This is a genomic window from Streptomyces sp. NPDC005794 (genome assembly GCF_042871445.1).
In the GTDB taxonomy this organism is placed as follows: Bacteria; Actinomycetota; Actinomycetes; order Streptomycetales; family Streptomycetaceae; genus Streptomyces.
This window is the reverse complement of the sequence record NZ_JBIAIN010000012.1, coordinates 121,464-146,841: the sequence shown is the minus strand read 5'-3', so window position 1 is coordinate 146,841 and position 25,378 is coordinate 121,464. Positions and strand designations below refer to the sequence as shown.

21 protein-coding genes and 1 pseudogene are annotated in these 25,378 nt (G+C 67.8%); 14 read left to right on the top strand and 8 right to left on the bottom strand.

Annotated features, from left to right (window positions below; genetic code table 11):
• Window positions 1-7 precede the first annotated feature (7 nt).
• Genes ACFYQ5_RS20615 through ACFYQ5_RS20595 form a run of 5 tightly spaced genes read left to right on the top strand, consistent with a single transcriptional unit; the run spans window position 8 to window position 6,654 of the window.
• Window positions 8-778 carry a hypothetical protein gene (locus ACFYQ5_RS20615; protein WP_389199278.1) on the top strand — a complete coding sequence of 257 codons (771 nt, stop codon included), beginning with the start codon at window positions 8-10 and terminating at the stop codon, window positions 776-778.
• Between the two features lie 23 nt (window positions 779-801).
• Complete coding sequence (locus ACFYQ5_RS20610; RefSeq protein WP_389199276.1) at window positions 802-2,379, top strand: integrase; 1,578 nt, start codon at window positions 802-804, stop codon at window positions 2,377-2,379.
• Window positions 2,380-2,417: 38 nt separating this feature from the next.
• Window positions 2,418-4,133: a hypothetical protein gene (locus tag ACFYQ5_RS20605; protein WP_389199274.1), complete on the top strand. Its 1,716-nt coding sequence runs from the start codon at window positions 2,418-2,420 to the stop codon at window positions 4,131-4,133.
• The gene (locus tag ACFYQ5_RS20600; RefSeq protein WP_389199273.1) at window positions 4,130-6,235 is read left to right on the top strand and encodes an integrase; all 2,106 of its coding nucleotides are present in this window, start codon (window positions 4,130-4,132) and stop codon (window positions 6,233-6,235) included. Before ACFYQ5_RS20605 ends, ACFYQ5_RS20600 begins: the two co-directional genes overlap by 4 nt.
• Window positions 6,232-6,654 (top strand): hypothetical protein, encoded by a 423-nt coding sequence (locus tag ACFYQ5_RS20595; protein WP_356307333.1) that lies wholly within the window; start codon window positions 6,232-6,234, stop codon window positions 6,652-6,654. Before ACFYQ5_RS20600 ends, ACFYQ5_RS20595 begins: the two co-directional genes overlap by 4 nt.
• A 346-nt stretch (window positions 6,655-7,000) precedes the next feature.
• Here ACFYQ5_RS20595 and ACFYQ5_RS20590 read toward each other — a convergent pair whose 3' ends face one another.
• Window positions 7,001-7,597: a TetR family transcriptional regulator gene (locus tag ACFYQ5_RS20590; protein WP_356307334.1), complete on the bottom strand. Its 597-nt coding sequence runs from the start codon at window positions 7,595-7,597 to the stop codon at window positions 7,001-7,003.
• A gap of 72 nt (window positions 7,598-7,669) precedes the next feature.
• Between ACFYQ5_RS20590 and ACFYQ5_RS20585 the strand changes: the two genes are divergently transcribed.
• Together ACFYQ5_RS20585 and ACFYQ5_RS20580 are read left to right on the top strand one after the other, a co-directional pair.
• On the top strand, window positions 7,670-8,464 hold the full coding sequence (locus tag ACFYQ5_RS20585; RefSeq protein WP_356307336.1) for an SDR family oxidoreductase: 795 nt from the start codon (window positions 7,670-7,672) through the stop codon (window positions 8,462-8,464).
• A gap of 44 nt (window positions 8,465-8,508) precedes the next feature.
• A complete protein-coding gene (locus ACFYQ5_RS20580; protein ID WP_389199270.1) occupies window positions 8,509-9,936 on the top strand; it encodes a coniferyl aldehyde dehydrogenase in 1,428 nt (475 codons plus the stop codon).
• Between the two features lie 105 nt (window positions 9,937-10,041).
• Here the strand turns inward: ACFYQ5_RS20580 and ACFYQ5_RS20575 are convergent, their stop codons facing one another.
• A complete protein-coding gene (locus ACFYQ5_RS20575) occupies window positions 10,042-10,653 on the bottom strand; it encodes a helix-turn-helix domain-containing protein (protein WP_356307340.1) in 612 nt (203 codons plus the stop codon).
• A gap of 68 nt (window positions 10,654-10,721) precedes the next feature.
• On the opposite strand from ACFYQ5_RS20575, the gene ACFYQ5_RS20570 reads away from it, so the two are divergent.
• The 7 genes from ACFYQ5_RS20570 to ACFYQ5_RS20540 all read left to right on the top strand — a co-directional run bounded on the left by ACFYQ5_RS20570 (window position 10,722) and on the right by ACFYQ5_RS20540 (window position 18,242).
• Window positions 10,722-12,161: a DHA2 family efflux MFS transporter permease subunit gene (locus ACFYQ5_RS20570; protein ID WP_389199269.1), complete on the top strand. Its 1,440-nt coding sequence runs from the start codon at window positions 10,722-10,724 to the stop codon at window positions 12,159-12,161.
• A gap of 629 nt (window positions 12,162-12,790) precedes the next feature.
• The gene (locus ACFYQ5_RS20565; RefSeq protein ID WP_389199267.1) at window positions 12,791-13,690 is read left to right on the top strand and encodes an NAD(P)H-binding protein; all 900 of its coding nucleotides are present in this window, start codon (window positions 12,791-12,793) and stop codon (window positions 13,688-13,690) included.
• Between the two features lie 474 nt (window positions 13,691-14,164).
• Window positions 14,165-15,070, top strand: a complete 906-nt coding sequence (locus tag ACFYQ5_RS20560) for an NmrA family NAD(P)-binding protein (RefSeq protein ID WP_356307348.1) — start codon at window positions 14,165-14,167, stop codon at window positions 15,068-15,070.
• A 236-nt stretch (window positions 15,071-15,306) separates the two neighbouring features.
• A complete protein-coding gene (locus ACFYQ5_RS20555) occupies window positions 15,307-15,876 on the top strand; it encodes a DUF317 domain-containing protein (RefSeq protein ID WP_389199265.1) in 570 nt (189 codons plus the stop codon).
• A 255-nt stretch (window positions 15,877-16,131) separates the two neighbouring features.
• A complete protein-coding gene (locus ACFYQ5_RS20550; protein ID WP_266396823.1) occupies window positions 16,132-16,305 on the top strand; it encodes a hypothetical protein in 174 nt (57 codons plus the stop codon).
• Between the two features lie 9 nt (window positions 16,306-16,314).
• Window positions 16,315-17,526 (top strand): JmjC domain-containing protein, encoded by a 1,212-nt coding sequence (locus ACFYQ5_RS20545; protein ID WP_389199263.1) that lies wholly within the window; start codon window positions 16,315-16,317, stop codon window positions 17,524-17,526.
• The gene (locus ACFYQ5_RS20540) at window positions 17,436-18,242 is read left to right on the top strand and encodes an aldo/keto reductase (protein ID WP_389199262.1); all 807 of its coding nucleotides are present in this window, start codon (window positions 17,436-17,438) and stop codon (window positions 18,240-18,242) included. The genes ACFYQ5_RS20545 and ACFYQ5_RS20540 overlap by 91 nt, the downstream gene beginning before the upstream one ends.
• On the opposite strand, the gene ACFYQ5_RS20535 is transcribed toward ACFYQ5_RS20540, so the two are convergent.
• From ACFYQ5_RS20535 to brxD, 6 genes and pseudogenes are all read right to left on the bottom strand, one after another.
• Window positions 18,230-19,069 (bottom strand): hypothetical protein, encoded by an 840-nt coding sequence (locus tag ACFYQ5_RS20535; RefSeq protein ID WP_389199260.1) that lies wholly within the window; start codon window positions 19,067-19,069, stop codon window positions 18,230-18,232. The genes ACFYQ5_RS20540 and ACFYQ5_RS20535 overlap by 13 nt on opposite strands.
• 518 nt (window positions 19,070-19,587) lie before the next feature.
• Window positions 19,588-20,259, bottom strand: coding sequence for an ImmA/IrrE family metallo-endopeptidase (locus ACFYQ5_RS20530; RefSeq protein WP_389199441.1), 672 nt, complete (start codon window positions 20,257-20,259; stop codon window positions 19,588-19,590).
• A gap of 279 nt (window positions 20,260-20,538) precedes the next feature.
• Window positions 20,539-20,754: pseudogene (locus ACFYQ5_RS20525) on the bottom strand (helix-turn-helix domain-containing protein); the annotation flags it as partial.
• A gap of 6 nt (window positions 20,755-20,760) precedes the next feature.
• Entirely contained in the window at window positions 20,761-21,564 is an 804-nt protein-coding gene (locus ACFYQ5_RS20520) for a hypothetical protein (protein WP_389199258.1), read from the bottom strand.
• A gap of 156 nt (window positions 21,565-21,720) precedes the next feature.
• Window positions 21,721-23,880 carry a DEAD/DEAH box helicase gene (locus tag ACFYQ5_RS20515; protein WP_389199257.1) on the bottom strand — a complete coding sequence of 720 codons (2,160 nt, stop codon included), beginning with the start codon at window positions 23,878-23,880 and terminating at the stop codon, window positions 21,721-21,723.
• Window positions 23,881-23,934: 54 nt separating this feature from the next.
• Window positions 23,935-25,284: a BREX system ATP-binding protein BrxD gene (brxD, locus tag ACFYQ5_RS20510; protein ID WP_389199256.1), complete on the bottom strand. Its 1,350-nt coding sequence runs from the start codon at window positions 25,282-25,284 to the stop codon at window positions 23,935-23,937.
• Window positions 25,285-25,378 lie beyond the last annotated feature (94 nt).

Below are 25,378 nucleotides of genomic sequence, written 5' to 3'. Positions count from 1 at the left end.
GGCCAGATTGCCGCACCCCGAAGCAGCCCCTCACATCCGCCTCGACCTGTACCAGGAGCGCTCCAGCGCCGTCACCGCCACCACCACGGGCACCCCCACCCGCACGATCCAAGCCCTTCTCACCCTCCACGGCTTCGAGCCGCTGGACGAACAGACGATGGTCATGGCACGCATCGACCGCGAGGAACCGCACTACGCCGAGCAAGCCGCGCTCGCCCTGCGAGCCGAGAACCTCAGCGTGGACGTCACCCCCGAGCTGCGCGAGGAGATCGACACGGAATGGACCTGGGCCAACTACCCCATGCCCTGGTGCTCGCGCGAGGAGATCCGCGAGGTTTCCGACGACGCCCAGAAGATCTACGACGACATCCGGCACGGGCGCCTGATCATCCACGCCCACGCCCACGACGGCTGGACCACCGTCGCCGTCGGCACCTACCTCCACGGCCCGAGCATCCACCTCCACGGGGAAAACCACCTGCGCACCGAATCGCTGCGGTACGACACGCCCGTGGAAGCCATCACCGAGTTCGATCGCCTCTACGACGATGCCGTACGCCCCGGCCCGGCGCCGGCCACCAGCACCGAGCACGAAGCTGAACGGATTCGCACCTCGCTACCGGGTACGGCCGACGCGCCGACGGCACCGGCAACGCCCAGGCTCGTAGACGCGCATGCTGCCGCGGCCGGCAACCACGAAGCACTCCTGAACGACTTTCTCGAGTCGCACGGCGAGTGGGAAAAGTGGCACTGCATCCCTATTGAATCGGCGTGTTGAAGCCGATCTGACAGGGTGGCGCGATGAACAAATGGCGTGTCTTCTGGGTTCCCAAGCCGGCGCCGATCGCCACACCGTGCGTGCCAGTTCTGGCGGGATGGACGGACCTGCCGGAGCGCGAGGCATCAACCGGGATCCGGCCCGGCGACCCGATTCTGCTGGCACCGGACTACCGCATCGACGAACTCCTCGGCCTGTACACGCGCAGTAATCCGTTCCGGGGATACACAAGAGAGACGAAGCGGAACTACATCACGGACCTCTGCCTGTTCCTCAACTTTCTGTGGCTGCGCGGGAAGGTATGGACGATGGCCGTGGAGACGGATGTCGACGACTTCCAGTTCTGGCGCGAGTCCTCGCCCGAGAACCCGGTGCGGGTGGGCGGGAACAAGTGGAATCGGGAATTGGCCGCGCTGATGAGCCTGTACACGTGGGCGACGAAGCCGGCTAACGAGTTCCTACCGCGCAACCCGGTGCCGGTGCATCGGGTAGCGGGCCGGCATGGGCGGATTGTCGAGGTGCCGGACGGGAAGGCGAAGGACGCCCGGGGCAGCAATGTCCACTGGCTGACACCTCGGACGTTCCGTCTCTGGGTGGACGTCGGGCTGCGCGGTTACGGCACTGACTGTCTTCCCTCGCCGGGCTGGGTGGGCCGCCTGGAAGACCGCAACGTTGCGTTCGTGCGCTTGCTGACCTCTTCGGGGGTACGGCGGCTGGAAGGCGCCTCACTGTTGACGTTCGAGGTGCCGTCACTGCGTTTGGAGGGCGGCCGTTACTACACTGGGCGCCTCGCAGCGGCGGTCACTCGTTCCAAGAAGGCCCGTACCTACTACGTCGAGGCTCATGTGGTGGGCGATATCGAGAACTACGTCGACTCCTCGCGCGCACAAGCCATCCGAACGGCCCAGACCCGGGGCCGGTACGACGGCGTGCGAGACATGCGGCTGGTCACCCGGGTGAGCCGGGGACCGAAACCGACGGTGTACTGGTGCGACAGCAAGGGCGTCACGGGCCGCATTGCGCTGACGGAGGCGACCGCAGACGAACGGATGACGTGGTACACCGAAGGCCCGGCGGGACCGGAGCCGTTGTGGCTGTGGCTGAACGAGATGGGCCTGCCGTTTCAGCCGCACTCGTGGAACAACGTCTTCACCGCGGCGAACCAGCGGTGCCGGGCGGTTCTGGATCCGGAGCCGGAGCGTCGGCTGGACCCGCACCGCAGCCTGGCGCCGTACGCGACGCCCCATTCCTGCCGGCACAGCTTCGCCCTCTACATGCTGGTCATCCTGCACAACTTGATGGACCAGAGGTTCGGGTTGAGCCCGGAGGAGCGGCGGGACTACCGGCTGCTGTACGGGGACCCTTGGCGGATGGTGCAGGACCTGTTGGGTCATGCGTTCCTTGAGACGACCCGCGAGCGATATCTGGCCCCGGTCGCCGACCTTCAGCTGCGGTCGCTGCTGACCACCGCGCCTTCGTTCCGCGAGGGGGAGCCGTCGGCGCAGGAGATGGATGGGGTGTTCGCGCGTCTGGCGCGGGAGGCCGGGGGCATCCAGGACATCGACGCCATACTGCGGGTCGCCACGCGGGCGGCGCGATGAACAGACGTGGGCGTACGGCGCCGCTGCCAACAACGCTGGTGTGCAGGCCAGCGGTTCTGCTGGACGACGGCCTCGTCGTCGAGCACCGAGACCGATCGGGAGCCGTCGCTGTCTACGACTTCCGTGCTCTGCCGGTCGGGGACACCCTGCGCCTGTCGCTGGCCCGTCTGTTCGCCGCGCGATGTGTGCCGAGCCGGTGGACCTCGCACCAAAGCAGCAGGTACTTCTGGCTCCCCTTGCAGGCGTTCACCGCCTTCCTGGCCACACTGGACGCGCCGGTTGCCGATCTTGACCAGTTGACCGCGGGGGTGTGGCAGCAGTGGAGGCTCAGCCGGCCGAACGCCCCGCTCGGCTACCGCCAGATCACCACCGTGCGGGGGCTGTTGCTTGACGACCCGCGGCTATCCGCGGCGGCACGGGAGGCGCTCGCCCGCCGCGTCCTGAAACCCGCAGCCAAGGAAGCGTCCTTCCAGGACGCCGAGTTCGACGCGATCGTCACCACGGCGCGGCGTATGTTCCGTGCCGCGCATCTACGGATCACGGACAATGCCCGCCATCTCGCCCAATGGCGGTCGGGGACTTTCGCTCGCGGCAGCGAGGCATGGCTGCTGGGCGAGGCGCTGGACTGTCTGGCCCGGACCGGTGAGGCACCCCACGACACCAGGGTGCGTCGCCAGCGTAGCCGTGTGCTCGCTCGCTATGCGCGGGTGCTGGGCGGGGAAAAGCCCGAGCACACGTGGCAGCGACTGTTCTTGACCCGAATGGAGACGGTCGCGCTGGGGGTGCTGTTGCTGGCCGAGCACGGCTGGAACCTGTCGGTCATCAACCGGTTGAAGGTGCCGCAAGCGGCCCCGGACGCCGGCAGCAACGGCCCGCGGATCTACCGGGTCGAGCTGGAGAAGCACAAGCGCGGCGCCGGACGGTACTTCGAAACCCGCAACCTCACCGACGACGGGGCCGCCTCCCCTGGGCGGCTCATCACGCAGGCGCTGGAGGCCACCGTGTTCGCCCGCGCGGCCGTGCACACTCTGAGCCCCGGCACAGACCGCTTCCTGATCTGGCGCTCCGGAAGAGCCCCGCTGGAGGTCCATCCACAGGACGAGACCGGCAGGAAGTTGGGCATCGGGGTATTCGGGTTCGGAATCTCCGGCCGCACGGCCAAGGGCTGGGCGACCCAACAGGGCCTCCCCTCCTCGCCGTTCCGCAGGGGGCGACGGACGGTGAACACGCTCCACCGGCGCGCGCCCGGACAGAACAGCCAAGCCACTCACGACCGCGTCTACGCGCTGGGCGATCCCCAGGTCCGCCAGGCCGCGGTCCCGGTCATCGCCGAGGCGGCTGAAGCCGTCGTGGCCAAGGCCCGCGCCACCGTGCTCGCCGCCGAACTGCGCAAGCGAGCCGATCCGGCCGACCAGCCGACCGCTACCGCCGACTGCCACGACTACGACAACAGCCCCTATCCCGGGCCCGGCGGAGGCTGTGGGGCCTCGTTCCTGATGTGTCTGGCCTGCCCCAATGCCCGGATCCACCCCGCCCACCACAGCCGTCTGGCCCATCTGCACCACGCGCTCGACAGCCTGCGCACCGCCATGGAGCCGGGCCAGTGGCAACGCCAGTGGGAGAACGGGCACGCTCGCCTGGAGCACCTCAAGGGCCAGCTTGGCGCCGCGGTGTGGACTCGCGCCCTGGCTGACGTGACGGACACCGACCGCGATCTCATCGCCCTGCTGCTCAACGGAGACCTCGACTCGTGACGGCTACCCCAGCCCCCCTCCCTGTCCTTCCCGGACCCGCCACCCCCGTCATCCCCGCCCACCGGGTCGTCGACGGCTACGCCGGCCCCATCGCGTGCTACGCGGCATCGGCCTGGCCGCTGATCCCGATGAACGCCAACCCGGGTGTCACGCACAGCACCATCCACTGGTCTGCGTTCCCCGGCACGTTCCGGGAGGAGATGCGGCTGGCCGCCTGGACCTTGATCAACGGCGAGCTGCCCGCAGTGTTCCTGCGTGAGCGCCATCCCACCTGGCGCTCACGCCAGGCCCCCAAGGTCATCTATCAGACGATCGGGACCTGGTGCCGACTGGCCGTGTGGCTCACCGACCGGGGCATCACCACGCTGAGCGACTGCACCACACCGGTACTGGGTGAGTTCGGCCGTCACCTGTGCGATGGCGGGTCGGCCCGCATCACGGTGCACGGCGTGCTGTCGTCGCTGACCCGGCTGTGGGTCTTCGACCAGCTCAGTGGCCGTCCCAGTGGAATCGGCTGTCCGCCGTGGGAGACCGAGGGGGTGGACGACTTCCTGCCGACGGCGACGCCGGGCGGCGAGAACGCCACCGAGGCGATCGCCGAGCAGACCATGGGCCCCTTGCTCGTGTGGGCGATCCGCACGGTCGAGGAGTACAGCGACGACGTCCTGGCCGCCTGGGCTGAACACAACCGTGTGCGTGCGGCGGCTGCCGCCAACATCGCCACTCCCGCCTCACGAGCCGCTCTTCGGGCCTTCATGGACCGCATCGACTCCGGCAAGCTGTCGATTCCGACCACACAGTGGCTGGGCAGAACCACGATCGCGGGCGCGTATATCGCCGCGCTCACCGGCGCCTCCCTGAGCCAGGTCTACAGCATCACCCGTGATCACGGGTGGCGGCAGGCCGCCCTGGACCGGCCCGGTCGGTGCCCGCTGCGTGTACCAGTCACCGGCAAACTCGGCGGCTTCCCCTGGAGAGAGGCCGTCGACTACACCGAAGCAGGCTTCCTGATGCGCCAGTTGGGCACAGCGTGCTTCGTCATCATCGCCTATCTGACCGGGATGCGTCCCGGCGAGGCGGCCGGGCTGCGCAGCGGCTGCTGCCCCGACCCACGGCCGGACACCGCGGGGCGCACCGGGCGGCACTTGATCACGAGCACCGTGTACAAGACCGCCCGCGACGAAGACGGCAACCATCGCTCCGAGGGCGAAGTCCGCGCGGCTCCCTGGGTGGCCATCGCCCCTGTCGTGAACGCCATCCGGGTCCTGGAACGCATGGTTTCGCAAGGGCAGCTGCTGTTCGACCACCACGCCCACGACCTGCGCGGCACCCGGGCCGGCTCCGGCTCCCTCACCGTGCACACCCTGGGCACCCGGGTGGAGGACTTCATCACCTGGGCCAACCACGAGGCAGCCGCCCGCGGCCTGGCCCATGAGGTCATCCCACCGGATCCGCACGGGAGGATCGGTACCGAGCGGTTCCGCAGGAGCCTGGCCTGGCACATCGCCCGCCGCCCCGGGGGCCTGGTCGCGCTCGCGATTCAGTACGGCCATCTGCGGACTTCCGTAGCGGCCGGATATGCCGCGCGCAGCCGGGACGGCATCCACGACCTCCTCGACGTCGAGACGGCCCGCGCCACCATCGACACTGTCGCCGACCTGAATGCCGCTCTGGAGGACGGCCTCGGCATCTCCGGGCCCGCGGCCCGCCGGGCCATCAAGGCCGCCGCCACCGCGCCCCAGTACACCGGCACCGTCATCACCGCACGGCAGGCCCGACAGATCCTCGCCAACCCTCACTTGGCCGTCTACGACAATCCCCACACGCTGCTGATGTGCGTCTACAAACGCGACAAGGCCCTGTGCCACCGCGGCCTCAAGGACACCCCCAGCCTCGACCGGTGCGTCCCTGTCTGCCCGAACATCGCCCGCACCGACCAGCACGCCACCGGCCTCCGCCTCCGCGCCACCGCGTTCGCCCAGCAGGCAGGCCACGTTCCCGGCCCGCTGGGCGAACGGCTACAGAGCAACGCTGCCCGGCTGCGCGACCTCGCCGACACCCACCACCGCACCCGCACCACCCTTCAGGACGGCACCGCATGAGCCCCGCACCCGACGAACGCGACCGTATCCGCGCGGCCATGGACCGCATCCTGCTGGGAACCGCGCAGCACTCCAACGGCGCGCTGACGATCGTCGCCCTGGCTCAGGAAGCCGGCGTACCGCGCAACGCGCTCACCCAGCGTCACCTCGACCTCAGGAACGACTTCTACACACAGGTCAGGGCACGCGGACAGACGCCGCACTCCGAGATCCGCCTGCGCCAACAGATCGTCAAACTGAAGGAACTCCGCACCAAGGACGCCACCGAACTGGCCCAGCTGCGGACCGACGTCGAGCACCTCGTCCGCGCTGTCAACCAACTCACTGCGCACAACCGACAGTTGCTCCACACCCTGTCCCAGCCCACCTCCCCGGTCCGAGCGCTGCCGATGCAACCGCACCCGGACTCAAGCCACTGAGTTCCTGCGCGCGTGGTGAGCCGGTTCTCCTACTCGCGGCGGGCCCCGCCACCCCCTAGTCAAGCGCGGCCCGCTCGGCGGGCTACAGGTCGGCGACGCGGAAACTCCACCAGCACGAGCCGGCCCCGGAGTCCTGGCTCGTATGACGGCACCCACACGGTGGACATCGACGGCGCGCTCGCCGAGCTCGATGCCGACGGCCACCGGCCGCTGCGCCTCCCCGTCCAGGGCCGACCTCCGGCTGCGCGGCTCACGGTGGCCGGACCCTTCGGTCTTGCTGGGCGCGGCCAGGCGGTTCGGGCCCTGGCCCCTACACCGGCGAGTGTGGCGCTGGGGGCGGCCGGTTTCAGGTGGGGCGGCGGATGGCGTGTACGGCGGTGTCGTAGAGGTCGAGCATGTCGGCCTGTCCGCCCAGACGTACCCATTCCTCGTTGGCTGCCTGCAGGCAGACGATCGCTGCGGCCGCGATCGCGCGGGCCTGCAGGGTGCGGCGGTCGGAGTCGGGCAGTCGCGGCTCGATCAGCGGTGCGAACAGGTCCTGCCAGCGGGCCTGCTTCTCGGTGTGCCCAGCGCGCAGGGAATCGTTGCCGAACAGCAGCGTGATGAACTCCAGGCGCCCTTCGGCTGTTATGTCGATCTCCTCGAGCACCTGGAACGCCGCGCGCAGCGCCGTCCAGGCATCCTCGTCGGCCGGGCGCCCCGCGAGGCGTGCGGCGATCAGGTCGCCCTGTTCGTCCAGGCCGCTGAGCGCGAGGTCCTCCTTGTTGCGGAAGTAGTTGAACAGGGTCCGCCGGGAGACGCCCGCGGCGGCGGCGACCTCATCAAGGGTCGTGTTGTCGAAGCCCTTGGCGCCGAACAGCTCGATGGCGGTCCGGGCCAGCAGGGAGCGGACCACGGAGCGGGTCTGTTCCCGGATGGGGGAGGGGGCCGGTTTCTGAGTCATGCACCGATGGTACGCCGTATCACTCGATGCACCTGCTTGCACTCAGTGCAAAACCGTGCGTAGAGTGAACCCATGAGCAAAATCGACTACCACCGCCAGACCGTCATCGTCACCGGCGCCAGCTCCGGCCTCGGCGCCGAATTCGCCCGCCAGCTGGCCCGCCGCGGCGCGAACCTCGTGCTCGTCGCCCGCCGGGCGGACCGGCTCGAGAGCCTGGCCGCCGAACTCACCCGCGCCCACGGCGTCACGGTGACCACCGTCGCCCGCGACCTCGGCAAGCCCGACGCCGGCCGCACATTGCGCGCCGAACTCGAGTCCCGCGGCATCCACGCCACCGGACTGGTCAACAACGCCGGCTTCGGCACCCACGACGCCTTCAGCGACGAGGACCCCGACCGCCTGCAGAGCATGATCACGCTGAACGTCAGCGCGCTGGTCGACCTCAGCCGCGCCTACATCGCCCCGCTGACCTCCGCCGATACCGGCATCCTGATCAACGTCGCGAGCCTGCTCGGCTTCCAGCCGACCCCCTACATGAGCGCCTACGGCGCCACCAAGGCATTCGTCCTCAACTTCACCGAAGCGCTGTGGGAGGAGAGCCGCGGCACCGGTCTGCGCGTCCTGGCCGTGAACCCCGGTGCCACCCGGACCGAGTTCTACGACGTCGCCGGCAGCACCGCCGACTACGGCACGAAGCGGGCAACCCCACAGCAGGTCGTGAAGATCGCCCTCGACACGCTCGACCGCCGGTCCGCGCCCCCGTCGGTGATCACCAACGGCCGGTCAGTCGCTCTCCTCGGAAGGCTCCTGCCGCGCCGCTCGATGGTCCGGCTCATGGGCTGGATGGACCGCCGCCAGCGCCCGTAGCACCCATCGCCCCCGCCCTCATCAACAGCTAAGGAAACACCGCCATGACCAGCACCGACATCACCAGACAGCCCACCGACGCGGAGCGCTTCCACCACATCCTCCAGACCCAGCGCACCGCCTACCACCGCGACGGAGCGCCCTCCATGGAGGCCCGGCGCCAAGATCTGACCCGGTTCAAGGCGGCCCTGATCGCCCGGCGCGGCGACATCGAGGAGGCGATCAACGCCGACTTCGGACATCGCTCGCGACACGAGACCGCGCTGATGGAAATCGTGGGCGTCGTGCAGGGCATCGACTACCTGCACCGCAACCTTCGCCGGTTCATGCGCCCGACCCACCGCCACATCGAGCTGCTGCTGCGTTTCGGCAGCAACCGCATCGAATACCAGCCGCTCGGCGTGGTCGGCGTCATCTCGCCGTGGAACTATCCCGTCAACCTGTCGCTCATGCCCGTCGTCACCGCGATCGCCGCCGGCAACCGCGTCATGCTCAAGCCGTCGAAGCTGACCCCGGCGACGAACGCGGTACTCGCGTCGATGCTCAGCGAACTCTTCCCGCCGGAGCAGGTCACGATCATCAGCGGCGACGGCTCCGCGTTCTCCTCCCTGCCGTTCGACCATCTCGTCTTCACCGGCAGCACCGAGGTCGGCCGAGCCGTGATGAAGGCGGCCAGCGACAGCCTCGTCCCCGTCACACTGGAACTCGGCGGCAAGTCCCCGACCATCGTGGCCAAGGGACACGTCCGCGACCAGGCGGTGTCCGACATCGTCTTCGGCAAGCTTCTCAGCGGCGGGCAGACCTGCATCGCCCCCGACTACGCCCTGGTGCACGAATCCGAGATCGACGCCTTCATCGACGCCTACGACCGACTGGTGAAGACCGCCTACCCCGACGGCCCCACCGGCGACGACTACACCTCGATCATCGACGACAAGCAATACAAGATCCTCACCGACCTGATCGACGACGCCCGCGCTCACGGGGCCCGGATCATCGAGGTCGGACACCGGCCGGACGACGCGGCCCGCCGCCCGCACACCCTCGCACCGACCGTCGTGCTCGGCGTCACCGACGACATGCGCATCGCCCACGAGGAGATCTTCGGCCCCATCCTGCCGATCTTTGGATACCGCGACATCGACGACGCCATCAACTACGTCAACGCACGCCCGCGCCCGCTCGCGCTCTACTACTTCGGCGACAACGGCCCCGACCGGCGCAAGGTCCTTAACCGCACGACCTCCGGCAACGTCACCGTCAACGGCACCATCATGCACGTCGCCCAGGACGACCTCCCCTTCGGCGGCGTCGGCGCCAGCGGCATGGGCAAATACCACGGCATCGAAGGCTTCCGCACCCTCAGCCACCCCAAGGGCATCTACATACAAGGACGCTGGAACGCCACCCGCCTGCTGTACGCGCCCTTCGGCAAGCGCACCGAAGCTCTCCTCAACTTCTTCCTCCGATGAAGCAGGCATCACCGGCGCCCGCAGGCCCTTAGAGGTTCAACCGGCATGGCAGCTGCCTGGCCAGCAGCGACCCGTCTGAGATTGGCTCAAGCGCGACTCGCGGCATCATTGCCGCACGAGCTCCAGCACCTGCCCACACCTAGCGCCGAAGGTGGCGCGGAGCAGGTCCGCGGCGTCGGAGTCCTGGTCGAACAGCGACTGCATGTCGATCGCCAGCATGACGGCGAAGGTCATCGCGCTACCGAAGAACTCCTGAATCTGCTCATCCCGCAATGCTGCTTCGTCGCGGAGGAAGCGGTAGATCTGCAGGAAACCGTCGCGTACCGCTGCACCGATCGCTGGTTCAGCCCCGGAAACGAACCCTTGCAGTAGGACGGTGTGCAGTCCCCGCTTGGCGGCGAGGTCGAAGAAGCGCTCACCAATGGCATGCGCGGCGGTGTCCTCCGGCGCGAGTGCCGCGAGCGTTTCGCGCCACTCGTCGAGGAGGGTCGCCAACGTGTCCGCGAAGACTTCCAGGAAGAGCGCTTCTTTCGTACCGAACATCCGCACAACGTAGGGCTGGCTGATGCCGGCTGCTGCGGCGATCTGGTCAGTCGTGGTGCCGTGGTAGCCACGTCGTCCAAAGAGATTGCGGGCTGCGTCCAGGATCAGTCCGCGCCGCTTTGCGGCAGGCATACGGCTGCCGGAGGTGGTGCCGTCAGTGGGTTCATTGCTCATGTTGACAAGGTATCAACGGATAACTACCGTAGCTAGTAATCATACGATTACCTCTAACCGGAGTTCACGTGAAGCGTTCTGTCCCGGTCTGGCTCGCTGTCGTAGCCACGTCCCTCCCGATGTTCATGGCAACGCTCGACAACCTCGTCGTCACAAGCGCTCTGCCGGCCGTGCACGCCGACCTCGGTGCCTCGGTCGAGGAGCTGCAGTGGATCACGAACGCGTACACGCTCGCCTTCGCCGCGCTCATCCTTCTCGCCGTCGCCCTCGGTGACCGACTCGGCCGCCGGCACCTGTTCATCGCAGGCATCGCGGTCTTCACCGTCTCATCGGTCTTCGCCGCGCTGAGCGCCGACCCGACGGCACTCATCGTCTGGCGCGCGGTCGAAGGCGCCGGCGCCGCCGCGATCATGCCGCTCTCTCTGACCCTCCTCGTCGCAAGCGTGCCGGACCGCCTCCGCGCCGTCAGCATCGGCATCTGGAGCGGAATCTCCGGTCTAGGCGTCGCGCTCGGCCCGCTCGTCGGTGGCGCCGTCGTGGAGAACTGGAGCTGGGAGGCCATCTTCTGGCTCAACGTCCCCGTCGGCATCATCGCGGTCCCGCTGGCGATCTTCGCGCTGCCGAACACCCGTGGCGCCCGGGTCCCTGCCGACGTCCTCGGCGTCCTGCTCGCTGGCCTCGGCGTCCTCGGGCTCGTTTTCGGCGTCGTCCGCGGAAACGAAGCCGGCTGGACGAGTGGCGAGGTGCTCTCCGGGCTGATCAGCGGCGCCGTGCTGCTGGTCGCGTTCATCCTCTGGCAGGCACACACGTCCGCACCGCTCCTACCGCTCCGGCTCTTCCGCGACCGCAGCTTCACGCTCGCCAACATCGTTGCGATGACGTTCTCGTTCGGGGCCTTCGGTGCGGTCTTCATCCTCATCCAGTTCCTGCAGGTCGTGCAGGGTCGCAGCCCGCTCGAGGCCGGCGTCTGGACGACGCCGTGGACGCTCGCGCCGATGATCGTGGCGCCGCTCGCCGGGATTTTCGCCCCCAGGGTCGGCACGCGTGCGCTCATCACCGGCGGGATGGTCCTCCTCGCTGGCGGGCTGTTCTGGATGGCGGGAACGCTGGCCGCCGACGCGACCTTCCTCACGCTGCTGCCGGGCTTCGCACTCGCGGGAATCGGAATGGGTGCTGTGTTCGGACCAATCTCGACCGTCGTGCTCGCCCGGATGCCCCAGCACGACCACGCGAAGGCGTCCGGAGCGAACTCCACCCTTCGCGAGATCGGGGTCGCGCTCGGGATCGCCGTCCTCACTGCGGTCTTCACTGGCAACGGCGGCCAACTCACGCCCACCGGGTACGTCGACGCGGCGCAGCCGGCCGTTATGGTCGGTGCCGCCGTGGTCGCGGCCAGCGCGATCATCGCCGTGTTCCTACCCTCTGGGCGAGGAAGCGCATCCAACGGTACCGCTGCACAAGACCCTGCGGCAGCTGCACCGGAGCCCGCTTCTGCTGCCCTGCGCTAGAGCCCGTAGCCACCGAGGTCGAGCCCGCGCAAGTACCAATGGCCGCTAACCAGAAGGCCGACGAGGACCCGCGGCAGCCGCAGGTCGTTGATGATGAACTCCTGCCCGGCCTCCCCGTGGCCCGCCAGGTCGGGCAACCCGCTGGTCGCTGTCGCGCCCCAACTCCACGACGTGGTGGTGCTTTCGGGCCGCGGTTACTGGAGGCGGCAGGAGCGTCCTGCGGAGACCAACGCCGCACGCCTGGACTTCCTCGCCCGCGTCGACGGCCCTGCGCCCCCACGACACTGCGCAGAATTCGCCTGGCTGGGCACGGGTCGGCGGGAGAAGGGCCCAAGGCCCGGGTGGAGGCGGCCATCGAGTCTGGCGGCTTTGCCGTCATCGACCCCTCCTGCGGGCATGGCCACCTCTCCGAATCCGACCGACACCCTTGCCTGCCACCGCGCCGAGCGACGGCATAGGCATCCCAGGCGACCGAAGCGACCCAAGACGATCGCCAGCCGCATTCCGTGGTCTTTCCATACAGCTGACCACCCAACCAGATAGGGGAATCACCGATGTCAGAGCGCCATCCCATCCTGATCACCGGAGCCGCTGGCCATGTCGGCGGTGTGAGTCGAACGATCGTCGACATGCTGCTTGACCAAGGGCACCCCGTGCGCGCGTTCGTGCGGCAGGACGACGACCGCGCGCAGGCACTCCGCCAGGCCGGCGCCGAGGTCTTCGTCGGAGACCTGCTCACCATCGCCGACGTGACAGCCGCACTGAAGGGCGTCCGGCGCATCTACTTCAGCATGAGCCTGTCGCCGTACTACACCGACGCCGTCAGCCTCATGGCCGCGGCGGCGCGGGCCCAGGGCGACATCGAGGTCTTCGTCAACATGTCCGAGTACGAGCAGTCGTTCATGACGTTCGAGAAGATGACCGCACCGGAGCAGGAACGACGTGCATGGCTCGGCGGACTCGTCGCGGACTGGTCGCCGCAGCAGCGCGCTCATTGGATCGCCGAGCAGGTGCTGGAGTGGTCCGGCCTCCCGACCGTCAACATCCGGGCGGCCATGTTCGTCGAGAACCCCTTGATGACCTGGCTGGCACTGGAGCCGCTGAGCAACGGTGAACTGCGCCTGCCCTTCGGCCACCACCGGCTCGCGCCCATCGCGGGTTACGACGTGGCGGAGGCGTGCGCGAAGATCCTGGCCGACCCCGCTCCGCACATCTCGAAGTCGTACGAGCTCAACGGCCCGGAACTCAAGGACATGCACGGGTTCGCGGAGGACTTCGGGGCCGTGCTGGGACGCCAGGTCACCTACGTACCCGAAGAGGTCGAAACCTGGAACGAGACCTACGTGGACCCTGCCATGGCAGAGATTCCCCACACCGCGGAGCACATGAAGACCCTGACCCGGCTGGTGGGCGGCGGCGGATACCTCGGCGTCAGCGACCAGCTCCAAACCCTGCTCGGGCGACCGCCAAAGACCGTGCGCTGGGCGCTGGAGAACCATCTGCGCATCCAGAATCTGGCAGCCGGTTAAGAGGTCGTTTTGGCCAAGCAACGGCCTCACGACGTCATGACGTCATGAAGGCGGAGCCATGCGCCGCCGCAGATGCCCATAGGGGCCCTCGTCGGACTGGCCGTCATCCGCGGCGCCCGGATAGGCGGGAGAGTGTGAGCCGAGGGCCCCACGGGCCCGGAGGCCGTCAAGGTCGGGCAGGTAAATCCTGGCAGGGACTGGAGCGGGGCGGCTTCGGTGGCACGGATGTGCGTCAGGTCCTCGGGGCTGGCACCAAGAGGGCCGCGAGCGGTCACGCGGTGCATCGTGCGGGGGCGCTCAGCACCACACCCACACACAAGTGCGGCCGGCCGTTCGTCGAGACCGATCGGCGGATCGGCGGATCGGCGGAAATGGCGTTCACCCCGAGCAGCGACCTCGAGCACCAAAACGCACCACCACCCGTGCAGCGGCCAGCGCCTGGCCGCTGCGAACATCTCCGGAAGGAAGCCACCGATGGCTGATCACGACCTCGTTCTAGTCACCGGCGCCGGCGGCATGGGCCGCCTCGTCACCGAGCGGCTGCGCGCGCAGAACGTGCCGGTCCGCGTCCTGATCCGCCGCGAGGACGAGCGCGCGGCCGAGGTGCGGGCCTTGGGCGCCGAGGTCGTCACCGGGGACCTGACCCGGCCCGAAACGGTGGCGGCCGCGCTCGACGGCGTCCGCCGGACGTACTTCGGGCTCAGTGTGTCCCCGGACCACCTGCTGGCGGCGACCGTCATGGCCACGGTCGCGAAGGCGCACGGCGAACTCGACGTGCTGGTGGACATGTCGCAGATGACGGTGTCGCAGATGACCGCCACCAGCACCGCGGAATCCCACCAGCAGCGGCTGCACTGGCTGGCGGAGCAGGTGCTGGACTGGTCGGGCCTGCCCGTGGTGCACGTGCGCCCGACAACGTTCCTCGACAATCCGTTGTTCACCGCCCTCGCGGCGCGGTCGATCCGCGAGAACGGCACGCTGGCGCTGCCGTTCGGGACCGGACGCACCTCGCCAGTCGCTGCCGACGACGTCGCCCAGGTCGTCGCGACCATCCTGCGCGATCCCGGGGAGCACGCCGGGAAGGTGTACGAGCTGACCGGACCGCGGGCGCTCGACATGACCGAAGTAGCCCAAGAGTTCTCAGAAGCACTCGGCCGCACGGTGACCTATCTGGACGTCCCCCTGCAATGGTGGCGCACAGAGGTACTCGCGAACGCGGGCCTGCCACAGCACACCGAGCAGCACATCGCGACCATGGCGCAGCTGCACCGCGCGAACCGTTACGACAGGGCGACCATCGACGTTGAGCGCATCACCGGGAAGCGGCCCCTGACCGTCGAGGAGTTCGTCGCCGCCCGCAAGGACTTCTACCTCGGCTGACTGCCGCAGCAATCCCAGGTGAAGGGGCAGAACCGAAGTCAGGGTCAGGCACGTCGACGGTGTACCCGAAAGCGACTGCCATGCGCGACACATACCGATATCCAGCAGCGCCCTGCTGGGCGACGGCCAGCACCAGATTGATGGACAGTGACGCCCCACGAACTCAACATGCTGGACTTGACAGGGAACGGACCTGGTCGGACGAGACCACCCACGCAGTCCACGAATCCCTCGTCATGCGGGCCGAGTTCGTCCACGAGGCCGACCCTGACGATGCCCAGTGGAAGATCGCGGCGTACGAGAACCCGGTCGGCGAGCGCCTATGGCACGCCACCGCGACCGCCACGGTCCCCCTGCAGATCATATGCGCGCTCCTCGACAGCCTCGGCTCCGGCGACGCGACGAAGATCGCGGCAGGCAGCCCGCTCTCCGAGGAAACCATCAGCGAGGCCACACGCCCGCTGGCCGACGCCGGCTGGGAGCACACCATCGACGGCCGCCGGATCCGCTGGCAGGCCCCCGGCGGCCGTCACGTTGGGGTTCAGTTCGACGCCTTTGCCGCACAAGCCCATCCCTGCACCCAGGCCGCGTGGACGTTCTGGGGCGGCAACGTCGGCAGCCCCAAGTGGGCGCTCCGCTTCTCACCGCATGCAGCAGCCTCTGTACTGCAGAGCGTGATGTTCGAGGTAGCGAATGGGCGCACGCCAACCCCCATCACGGCCCACGCCCGGCACCACAACGTCATTGACCGCGCCAGCACCCACGCCCCACCCGCACCACGCGTCAGCTCGACAAGGAGGGGGTAACCCGTGCCGGCGGTCTCGCATCGCCCTAGGCAGTAGGCAGCGTGGTCCGTCTGCGATTTCCTCCGCCGCAGGCCGCGAGACCTGCAGGATGACTGTGCTGTATGGCCGACCTGTAGCACCACCGGGGAAACTGGCTCACATGGCACACGTCACCGCACACCTGTCCGAATTTTGCTCTACTGCCATGCGGCGGACGCGGGTTAACTCAGACCTTTCGCCCGGAGCTGGGCGGGAGAAGCCGAGAGGAGAGCACAGATGGCAGACGGGACATCCACACAAGCGGGGGCCAGCCCCGCCCTTCTGATCGCCGTCGAGGAGCTGGCGACGGCTCACGACCGCAGCGAGTCCGAGCGGTCCGACGTCACCAGCTCGCAGAACAGTGCCGGAGATGACGGCGACAACCGCGACCTCAACCTCCCGAAGGAGTAAGGAGAACCCATGGAGCACCGGCTCGTCACCCACATCGAGAAGGCTCTCGGCTGGGACGGGCCGGGTTCCGTGGGGACCGCGTTCGCACGCGGCCGTCTCACGGACCCGGAGCTACCCGCACGGCTGTTGACCCCACACAAGCTGCTGGACCTGATCAAGCGCCGCCACCTGGCCAATCCGCAGCTGCGCTGCTACGCCCAAGGCGACGAAGTACACCCGTCCACGTTCCTGTCCACCAACGTCAACCGGCGCAGGCAGGCCGTGAGCCAGGCCGACATGGCGGCCCTCGGACGGATCCTCAACGACGGCGGCACCGCAGTCCTGGACCATGTGGACTTCTTCGACCCGACACTGGAAGTCGCCTGCCGAGCCCTGGGCTGGTGGTCAGGCGAACTGACCTCTGCCAACGCCTACCTCGCGGTCGGCGAAACCGACGGTTTCCATCTGCACTGGGACGACCACGAGGTCATCGCTGTACAGATTTCGGGCGAGAAATCGTGGGAGGTGCGCGGCCCCTCCCGGCCGGCGCCGATGTACCGCGACGCGGAACGTAACCGCACGCCCTCCGAGGAAGTGCTGTGGAAGGGCACGATGCGGGCCGGGGATGTTATGCACATCCCCCGCGGCTTCTGGCACACCGCCACCCGCCTTGGCTCCGGCAGCAGTGGCCACTCGCTGCATGTGACGTTCGGATTCACCCAACGGACCGGCATCACATGGGCCAACTTCCTCTCCGACGCAGCCCGCGCCGATGAGGCATTCCGCCAAAATCTGGAGAGTGCGGAAGGGACCGCGCACAGGGTGCTGGCGGACAAGCTCAGCGCCCTGGCCGCCAGCTACAGCCCTGAGCGCTACCTGAACGAGCTGAGGTCCAGCACCCCGCCCGCACGCCACATGCCGCACGTGGCCGCGTTCGGCCGGCCGGATGGAGTCGTAGCCGTCACCGAGTTCGCACCATCCATCGTCCGATCCGGTGACACGGTCCAAGTCTGCGGCGGCGGCAAGCGGCTGACCTTCCACGAACGCGCGGAGCCGGGTCTCCGAGCGCTCCTGTCGGGCCACCCGGTCCACCTCGAGGGCGCCTCCGAGGAAATCACCACTCTGGCCGACCTGCTGCTCACGGAGGGGCTGTGCGAACCACTGACGGAAGTTTCGTCCTCGGGCTACACCGGTCTGGTCACGCCCGTGACCTACTCGAAGCAGCCGTCGACCTCGGCGTAACGCGCCTGGACACCGCGTCCAACTATCTTCGCCATCGCTCTCACGAGGCCCTGAAGACAACGGCTGGCGACCTGCTGCCGAAATTCTCGGTCTCTACCAAGGTCGGGTTCTTCCCCGAGGGCCACAGCCTCGATCCCGCCCGGCTGCGGACCGCCGTCGAGCAGGCAGTCAAGGATCTCGGGCGCGAGCCCGATCTGGTGTTTCTCCACAACCCGGAGCACTCGGCCTCCGACCCTGGAACGCTTGGGCCGGCATGCGCGGCCCTGGCCGACACCGCGAAAGCGGGGCTCTGCCGTTCCTGGGGCGTCTCGACCTGGGATCCTCGTCCTCTCATAGGCTTCGACGTGCCGTGCCCTGACGTCCTCATGGTCCGGGCGGGGCTGCTGGTCGGACTCGACGTCCTCGAAGCAGCCGAGACCCTGGCGACACGGTGGCGTCCGTCGCAGGTCTGGGGAATGAGTCCCTTCGGCGGAAGTACAGCCCAGGAGGTGTGGGAGCGATTCGATCCGACGGTCTTCCTGCGGGGACCCGCCTCGGCCACGAAGGTCCAGGCCGCGCTCCGCTCCTCCTACGGCTTGCCCCGGGTCGACGCGGTCGCGGTCGGCACGGACAACGTCGACCACCTGCGGGAGCTGACCGAGGCCGTGGCGTACGAGGTCGACGAGAACGTGGTCCAGGAGTACCGGCAGCTCCTCAAAGCCCGTCAGCTTCCCTGAAGCTCCTGCAGATGCTGCTCCGCCATCTTCCGCGCGGGGACCAGGCGGGGGTCGTCGGGTTCAGAGTAGGGGCCGAGGATCTTCGCGGCGACGAACAGCGTCATCAGCTTGCCGTCCCGGCTCGCCAGATCATCGCGCCGCTCTCTGCGGACGCGGTCGGCCAGAGCCGGGACGGCAAGGGAGGCCCCCCACAGATTCGCCGCATCCAGGCCACACGGGGCCATACCCCAGTCCTCCCAGTCGAATACGCAGAACACCGGCGCCGTCACATTCGCCCAGTTCAGATCCGCGTGGGCCGGACGCCAATCGGCCACCGCCGTATCGACGCCGGGAAAGACACTGTGGATCGTCCCCGTGACCAGTTCCTGCGTGAGGGTCTCGGTATCCGGCGTCGCAATCCGGTTCGTGTGCTGCGAGGCGAGGGCCTCCAGTGAGGCATTCAGTGAAGCCCACCACTCCTCAGTAAGTCTCGGGGCCTCTGCCACCACGGCGCTCCCCACGGGGGCACCCGGCAGCAGTCTCGTCTCGTCGGCCCGCCACATCACCCGTTCGGTCTCGTCCCGCCACGCGACACCGGCGAGCCAAGCCGGCTTGGCGATTCCGCGCAGTGCTTCAGCCGACGCGGTGCCGTCCCCGCCCTGAACTCTAATCCGGTCGAGCCCTCGCCGCTCGATGCGCACCCACGTGCCACGGTCTGTACGCGCGCCCACAGACCGGCGCTTACGCACCACAGTTTCGTGCTCAAGGCGCACCCCCAGCATGCACTCCACACGGTCCAGCACGACTTCCACAGGCTCTTTGCGCAGATCCACCGAACGCAGCGTCATACGCCAGAACGTACCAAGTTCCGGCCGCCATAGTCTGGCCCTTCAGAGCAGCTTGGCGACGGCCCGCGGTGCGGCATTGCGGGTCGGGACACTACGTCAGGCTGATTTGAATGCAGCGCTATCCGCATCTCTGACCGCGTGGGCGGAAGCGGGGCCTCCGGCCCGCCCGTCTCCCGCCTGATCGGTGTCCCTACCGTCTCCGGCATGAAGGACCTATACACCACCCGCCCGGCCTGACCGGGTCCGGTGGCTGGCGGGCAGACTCGCTCCGGACGCCGAACACCAGGTCACGGTCGACCACGACCGTGACCTGGTGTTCGCGCACTACGACAAGGAGGCCGCTGCCGTGACCTGGAAGACAGCCTGTGGCCATCACTCCCTGACAGCGTTCGCCGACGATAGCCCGGGGCGAAGCCGGAGAGCCAATCGACGCAATCCAGCACGTGCTTCCGCGCTTCTTGTGACGTTCGCGATTGACTGGGAATTCACACTTCTGCACTCCTGGCTTTCCGGCCAGGCTAGTAGCCCGGAAAGAGCTGAAGCACCTCGGGTCCGTCCGTCGCCACATCGCCCTCATCAACGCTCAGAGCGAGGCGGGGACGAGTCATCGTGGCCGTCGCATAAACCTCGTTCGCGAGCCCAAAGGGAAGACCCGACCGAGCAACGAGCTCGTCGAACGAAACACCGGTCTCATCGCAGAGGCGGACCGCCCTCTCCAGCAGAAGGGGGGCTTCCCGAGGACCCAGGTCACATGGCTCCGGATCCCCGTTCTGGGAGAGCATCATCATCGCGCGCTTGTACGTTGCGTCACGGAAGGTGCCGAGAGCGTGAGCGCGATAGACGATCGCCTTCAACGACGTTCCCCAACGCCGCTTCAGTCCGTAGAGCGTCTCCCAATCGAGCCGTTGCGGTAGCTCCGCAAGGATCTCCCCACTCGGCATCAAGAATTCCGCCGCAAAGTCATGCGCCTGATTCTCGATGATCCGACTACCGGGCTCTGCGTCAAGGTGCATAACCAAGTGCCCAGCCTCATGTGCGGCATCGAACCGAGAGCGAGCCTTGTCGTTCTTGGCAGGATTACGGAAGACCATGGGCCTGCTTCCGTACCAGTGAGAGAAGGCGTCCACTCGTTCGGACATTTCAGGGAGCTCCAGCACTACCGCGCCATGAGCCTCCAGAAGCCGTGTCATGTGGGGAATAGGTCCGGCGGGAACCCCTAGCGCATCGCGAGCATCCCGGGCCACGGCTGCGATGTCGGCCCGGCTGGGCTCAGATGGCAGAGCCAGGCGAGGTAGCGCAACAGGAGGCAGCTCCACATAGTGCTCAATAGTGGTAACCAACCTCCATGCAATCTTGCCGAATGCGACAGCCTGATCACGTTGGAGTTGAGTCGTTGCCCGAAGGCTTCGGAAATGGGCAGCGCTGGGCACGGTCGGGTGCGGGTGGCCAGCCGCGAAGAATGTGGCTGGCACCCCCAATGCCATAGCCAACTGCGCAACCACCGCAGTCGACGGCCGGCTCTGGCCCAGCTCGTACTGACTAACCGCCGCTGGCGTGAGCGCAACCTTCTTGGCGAGCTCGTTCTTGCGGAGTCCTCGAAGCTGACGGGCCGTCGTCAGGGCTTCAGGTTCGAAGGAGCGGGAGGCGAGCTCAGCGCCTCTCGAGCCTCGCAGCGGTGTCGGCATGATCTCTCAGTCTGTCTTCTCGCGCTTTTCACGCGGTTCTTCGGTACGCCGCCGCAGCGGCAGCTCGTGCTCGTCCAGGTCGCTGTAAGCAGGCGCCTTCGAAGCCTCCTCGGCAGTGCTTTCGTCGATGCTCGGCTCCGGCAGCTTCCGGTCCAGGCCCGTGCTGACTTCTTGGGGCGCCCCTTCCTGATCGACCATGACGTCTTCGGTCGAACGGGGAGCCGGAAGGCCAACCTGGAGATCGTTGTGGATCTCGACCGTGCCATCAAGCCAAGGCGACCCACCCTCGCGGTTATCTCGCGGTAGTCCCACCTCAATGACACAGTTGCCCGTCTCGGGGTCGCCCATGTGCATGACCCGCACGTGGCCCTGGCGAACGGCCTCAGCGAAGCTCTCGGCCCAGTCCGGGTCTTGATCGAAGGCCAGCTGGCCCTTCACTGAACTATTCGCTACCGCACCCCTGAGACGCGCAGCGCTACCGTCCCAGCTCAGCTGCTCCAGCTTGTCCCGCACCTTGCCAGGTACAGCCAGAGGAAACTTATAGATCCTCAGGACCCACGGGCCAGAGATGACCTCGATCGCTCCGCCGGCGACCTTTCGGACCGGAATACCTGCTTGGTTGAGCCTCTGGAAGGAGAGGTTGGCGACGTTCCGCCAAACCAGTTGGGCAAAGGTGCCGTTGTCATCCCCATGCGAGGGGTCATGACGATCGGCGTTGGTCGCGTACACCTCGCGCGCGACATCCCGGATGATCTCCAGCGCACCCGCCTGCCGGAGATCGCTCACTGCCTGCTGCAGAGTGATTTCCACGCGCCGACGATAGCAGAACCCACCCATATTTGCGTGAAAATCAAGTAGACGGGTCCCCTGGATGTCATTCCGCAAGCACGTACGCGAATCTGGAGGCTCGCCAGGTTGGTCGTGAGGAACAACTGCCAGCGGTCGTCGGGCCTTGACCTTGGTTGTTCAGCCGCCCCATTCCAGACGCACGGGTTCCCGAGCAGCGGCTAGGGCGCCGTCTAGGTCGGCCAGTCGTTCGGCAAGTGTGGTGGTAGCGAGTCGAGGCGGGAGGGCGGCTGAGAACTTGAGGCCGCGTACGGCACGTGGGTCGACGGTGGGCAGGGTGAGGGAGTCGGGGAGTTCGGCGCGGGCGGTCTTCCAGTCGTCGGGCGCAAGGTCTTGGCGCAGCCGGACGTGAGTGTCCGTCGGGCGCTGAATGGGGTCTGCGAAGTTGCCGAGGGAGGCTGCGAGAGTGGCGTTGGCGCGGTAGCCGGCCCAGGTCCACCAGCGTGTGACGTCCGCGTCGCGGACCAGGAGGGTGCCTGCAGGGTGTACTTCGTGGGGTGCGCGGTCCATACGAAGTTCGGCGATGGCGGCGCTTGCGCGGCGGGTGAGGCGGACGTCCGGGTCGGTACCGAGGAGAACATCGCGCATGGCCCGGGTGAGGTCGTAGGAGAGGCCGCGGGCTTCGCTTCCCTGCCATTTGGCGATGCCGCCGTCTTCGACGGGTTCGACAAATGCGCGGCGTCGGGCCCAGTCGATGAAGGTGACCTGCCAGCTGCGGCCTGCCAAAAGCAGGCGGCGCGGGCCTGGGCGTTCCTCGGTGAGGACGGCGGGGTCGGTGGTGCCGATCTCAGTGCGTCCGGCGAGCACGGTGAACTCGGGCGATGCAGTGAAGGAAGCGGTCAGCTCCATGAAGTGCCGTCGGCCGAAGTGTTTCTCGGCCTCCGTGCCGATGAACAGCATGCCGCCGTCGCTGTCGAGGAAGCCGCCTTCGACGAGGTGGGACAGAAGAGGGGCTGCGGAGCGGTCAAACGGAGCGAGGCCGTTCCATTGTTCGGGCCACAAGCGATCGCCAAGGCGGTGTTCCTGCAGGGTGACGGCGAGGAGTTGCTGTGCGACGAGGTGGCGAGGCGAAGGGGGTGGGGTGACGGGTTCGACCCAGCCGCGGGTCCACAGGGTCAGTAGGCCGGCGGCTTGGAGGAGGGCATCGGGCCGGGTGGCGAGGAACAGGCAGTTGCGGGAGGTTCCGGTGCGACGGCCTGTGCGGCCGATGCGCTGCAGGAAAGAGGCCACGGTGCTGGGCGAGTCGATCTGGATTACGCGGTCGAGGTCGCCGACGTCGATGCCGAGTTCGAGGGTTGAGGTGGAGACGATGACGCAGTCGCGTGCTTCGGCGAATGCCTGCTCGGAGCGGGCGCGTTCGTCGGTGGAGAGAGAGGCGTGGGAGAGAAACACGGTGACGTCGCGGGCTCGTAGTGCCGCGCCGAGCTCCTCGACCTGCTTGCGGGAGTCACAGAAGACGAGCCGCTTTTCGCCCTGGTGCAGGGCACAGATCACCTTGGCAGCGTTGGCGAGAGATCCGACGTAGTCAAGTTCCACCTCTCCTGCGGGGCGCGGGAGACCTTGGGTTTCGGTTGCAGCAGCGCTGGCCGCTGGCAGGGTGACGCCGGGGGCGACGACTCGACCGGGGCGGTCGGCGGGGCTTGCGCCCTGGAGCCAGGTGAGCAGGGTGTCGGGATTACCGACAGTGGCGGAGAGGCCGATGCGCTGGATCCGGTGGCCGGCCAGTCGCTCCAGGCGTTCGAGTACGGCGAGCAGGTGCCAGCCGCGGTCGTCCCCGGCGAAGGCATGCACCTCGTCGACGACGACGGCACGCACCCGACCCAGCATGTGCGAGTGGTCGGTCTTGACGCTGATGAGCATCGCTTCGAGGGACTCGGGAGTGGTGAGCAGGAAGTCGGGTGACTCGGTACGGATACGCCGGCGTACGGACTCGGGGGTGTCGCCGTGCCAAAGGGCAGCTCGGCGTCCCAACCACTGCGCATAGGTGTCGACCCGGTGCACCAGGTTATTGAGGAGCGCCTTGAGTGGGGCCAGGTAGAGGACGGAGGTGCCGGTCCAGCGCCTTTCTCGCATTGCGGACAGCATGGGGAAGGTGGCGGCCTCCGTCTTCCCGCCTGCGGTCGGCGCGAGCAAGATCGCGTCCTCGCCGTCCATCAGCGGGTGCACGGCGGCCTTTTGCAGGGGGCGTAGATCTGGCCACCCGAGCGTGTTGACGATGTGGTGCAGGACGACCGGGTCGAGGCGTTCCACTGGGTCGGTGCCGCGCGTCTGCTCCTGCACGTCTATAACTCCTGCACTGGTCCGTCAGAGTTCGGGTCCTGGGAGCATGGGACTTCAGATCTCGAGGTCGAGATCGTCCGCAGAGGCAGCTGGCGCGGGCGCGGCGAAGTTCCGTTCGGTGGCGGTGAGATCGTCGCTGGCCACTGTCAGCTTGTAGTGCGTGCGGGGATCGAAGTCAGCGAACTGGTCGATCCGGTCGAGCACATCCCCCACCAGCTTCTTCAGGTACAGCCGTGGTGCCACTCCGACCTTTCCGCCGAGAGCCCCACCCACTGCCCGCGCCAGATCCGTGAGGTACGCGTCGTCGGCGAGCTGCTTGATCCGGTCGGGAGACTGGGAACCTTCCGCGTACAGGTCACGGATGGTGGCACCTAGACTGGTCAGTGATTCCTCGGTGAATCCGGGCAGCCGGATCTGGACAGCCCGAGGGTTGTCGAAGCGGGGATCGGTCGTGAAGTCGGTGGCAAGGCGCTGGGCGAGCGGCGCGAGTCGCTGTACGCCCTGTTGTCCGTCGTAAAAGGCGGGCGTGCCGGTGATGACGAGGTACAGGCCCGGGAAGCGGCCGGAGTGGACCTCGTCGATGAGCTGTCGGAGCGCGTTGAGTGCCTTGTCGCGGGCGTCGGAGCGAACCCGTTGCAGGGTCTCTACTTCGTCCAGGACGAGGACGAGTCCGGCGTGCCCAGCGTCCCGGAGCACGGTGAGCAGACCCTGCAGGAAGCCGAAGGCGCCGAAGTGGTCGAGGTCACCGCGGACGCCTGCGCTGCGCCTGGCGGCTGCGGCGACGTGTGGCTGGCCGCCGAGCCAGGCCATGACCGCGGCGGCGGTGGCCTCGTCTCCGACGTCCAAGGACTGCTTGTATCCACGCAGGGCCGTAGCGAACGCAGGTGCGTGCCGGGAAACCTCGGTGAGGCGGGCGGTGAGCAGCCTCTCCACAGCCTGCGGCAGCTCGTTGTCGCTCGCGCCGTCGGCGAGTGCATCCTCTTCCAGTGCGTAGAACCAGGCGTCGGCGACCGGCCGCAGGGCGCTGGGCGGGAAGCTCGCGGTGGTCAGGCGTTCGGTGAGTCGCCGGTAGACGGTCTCCAGCTTATGCAGCGGGGTCTCGGTCTCCGACACCTGTACCTCAGCTACGGCAAAGGTGCGTCGTTTGGCGCGTTCGCTGAGCCAGCGCGTAAAGAAGGTCTTGCCGGATCCGTACTCACCGCGCACGGCCTTGAACACCGAGCCGCCGGCAGCAACAGTCTCCAGTTCCTCGTCTACTGCCTGCTCGAAGCGGCCGAGGCCAGTGGCGAGCAGGTCGAGGCCGCTCTCAGGGACGGCGCCGCGCCGTAGCGCGTCCACCACGGCGCGCCGCCTCACGGCGCCGACCGGGGCGGCCCCGGATGCTGAAGATCCAAACGCGTTCACCCGAACAGTCTCCCATCCTGCCGCCCACCTGGCCGGACACCAATGCGGACGCCAGGCCGCCAGCGCGCGGACCGGGCGGGACGGGAGACCGGCC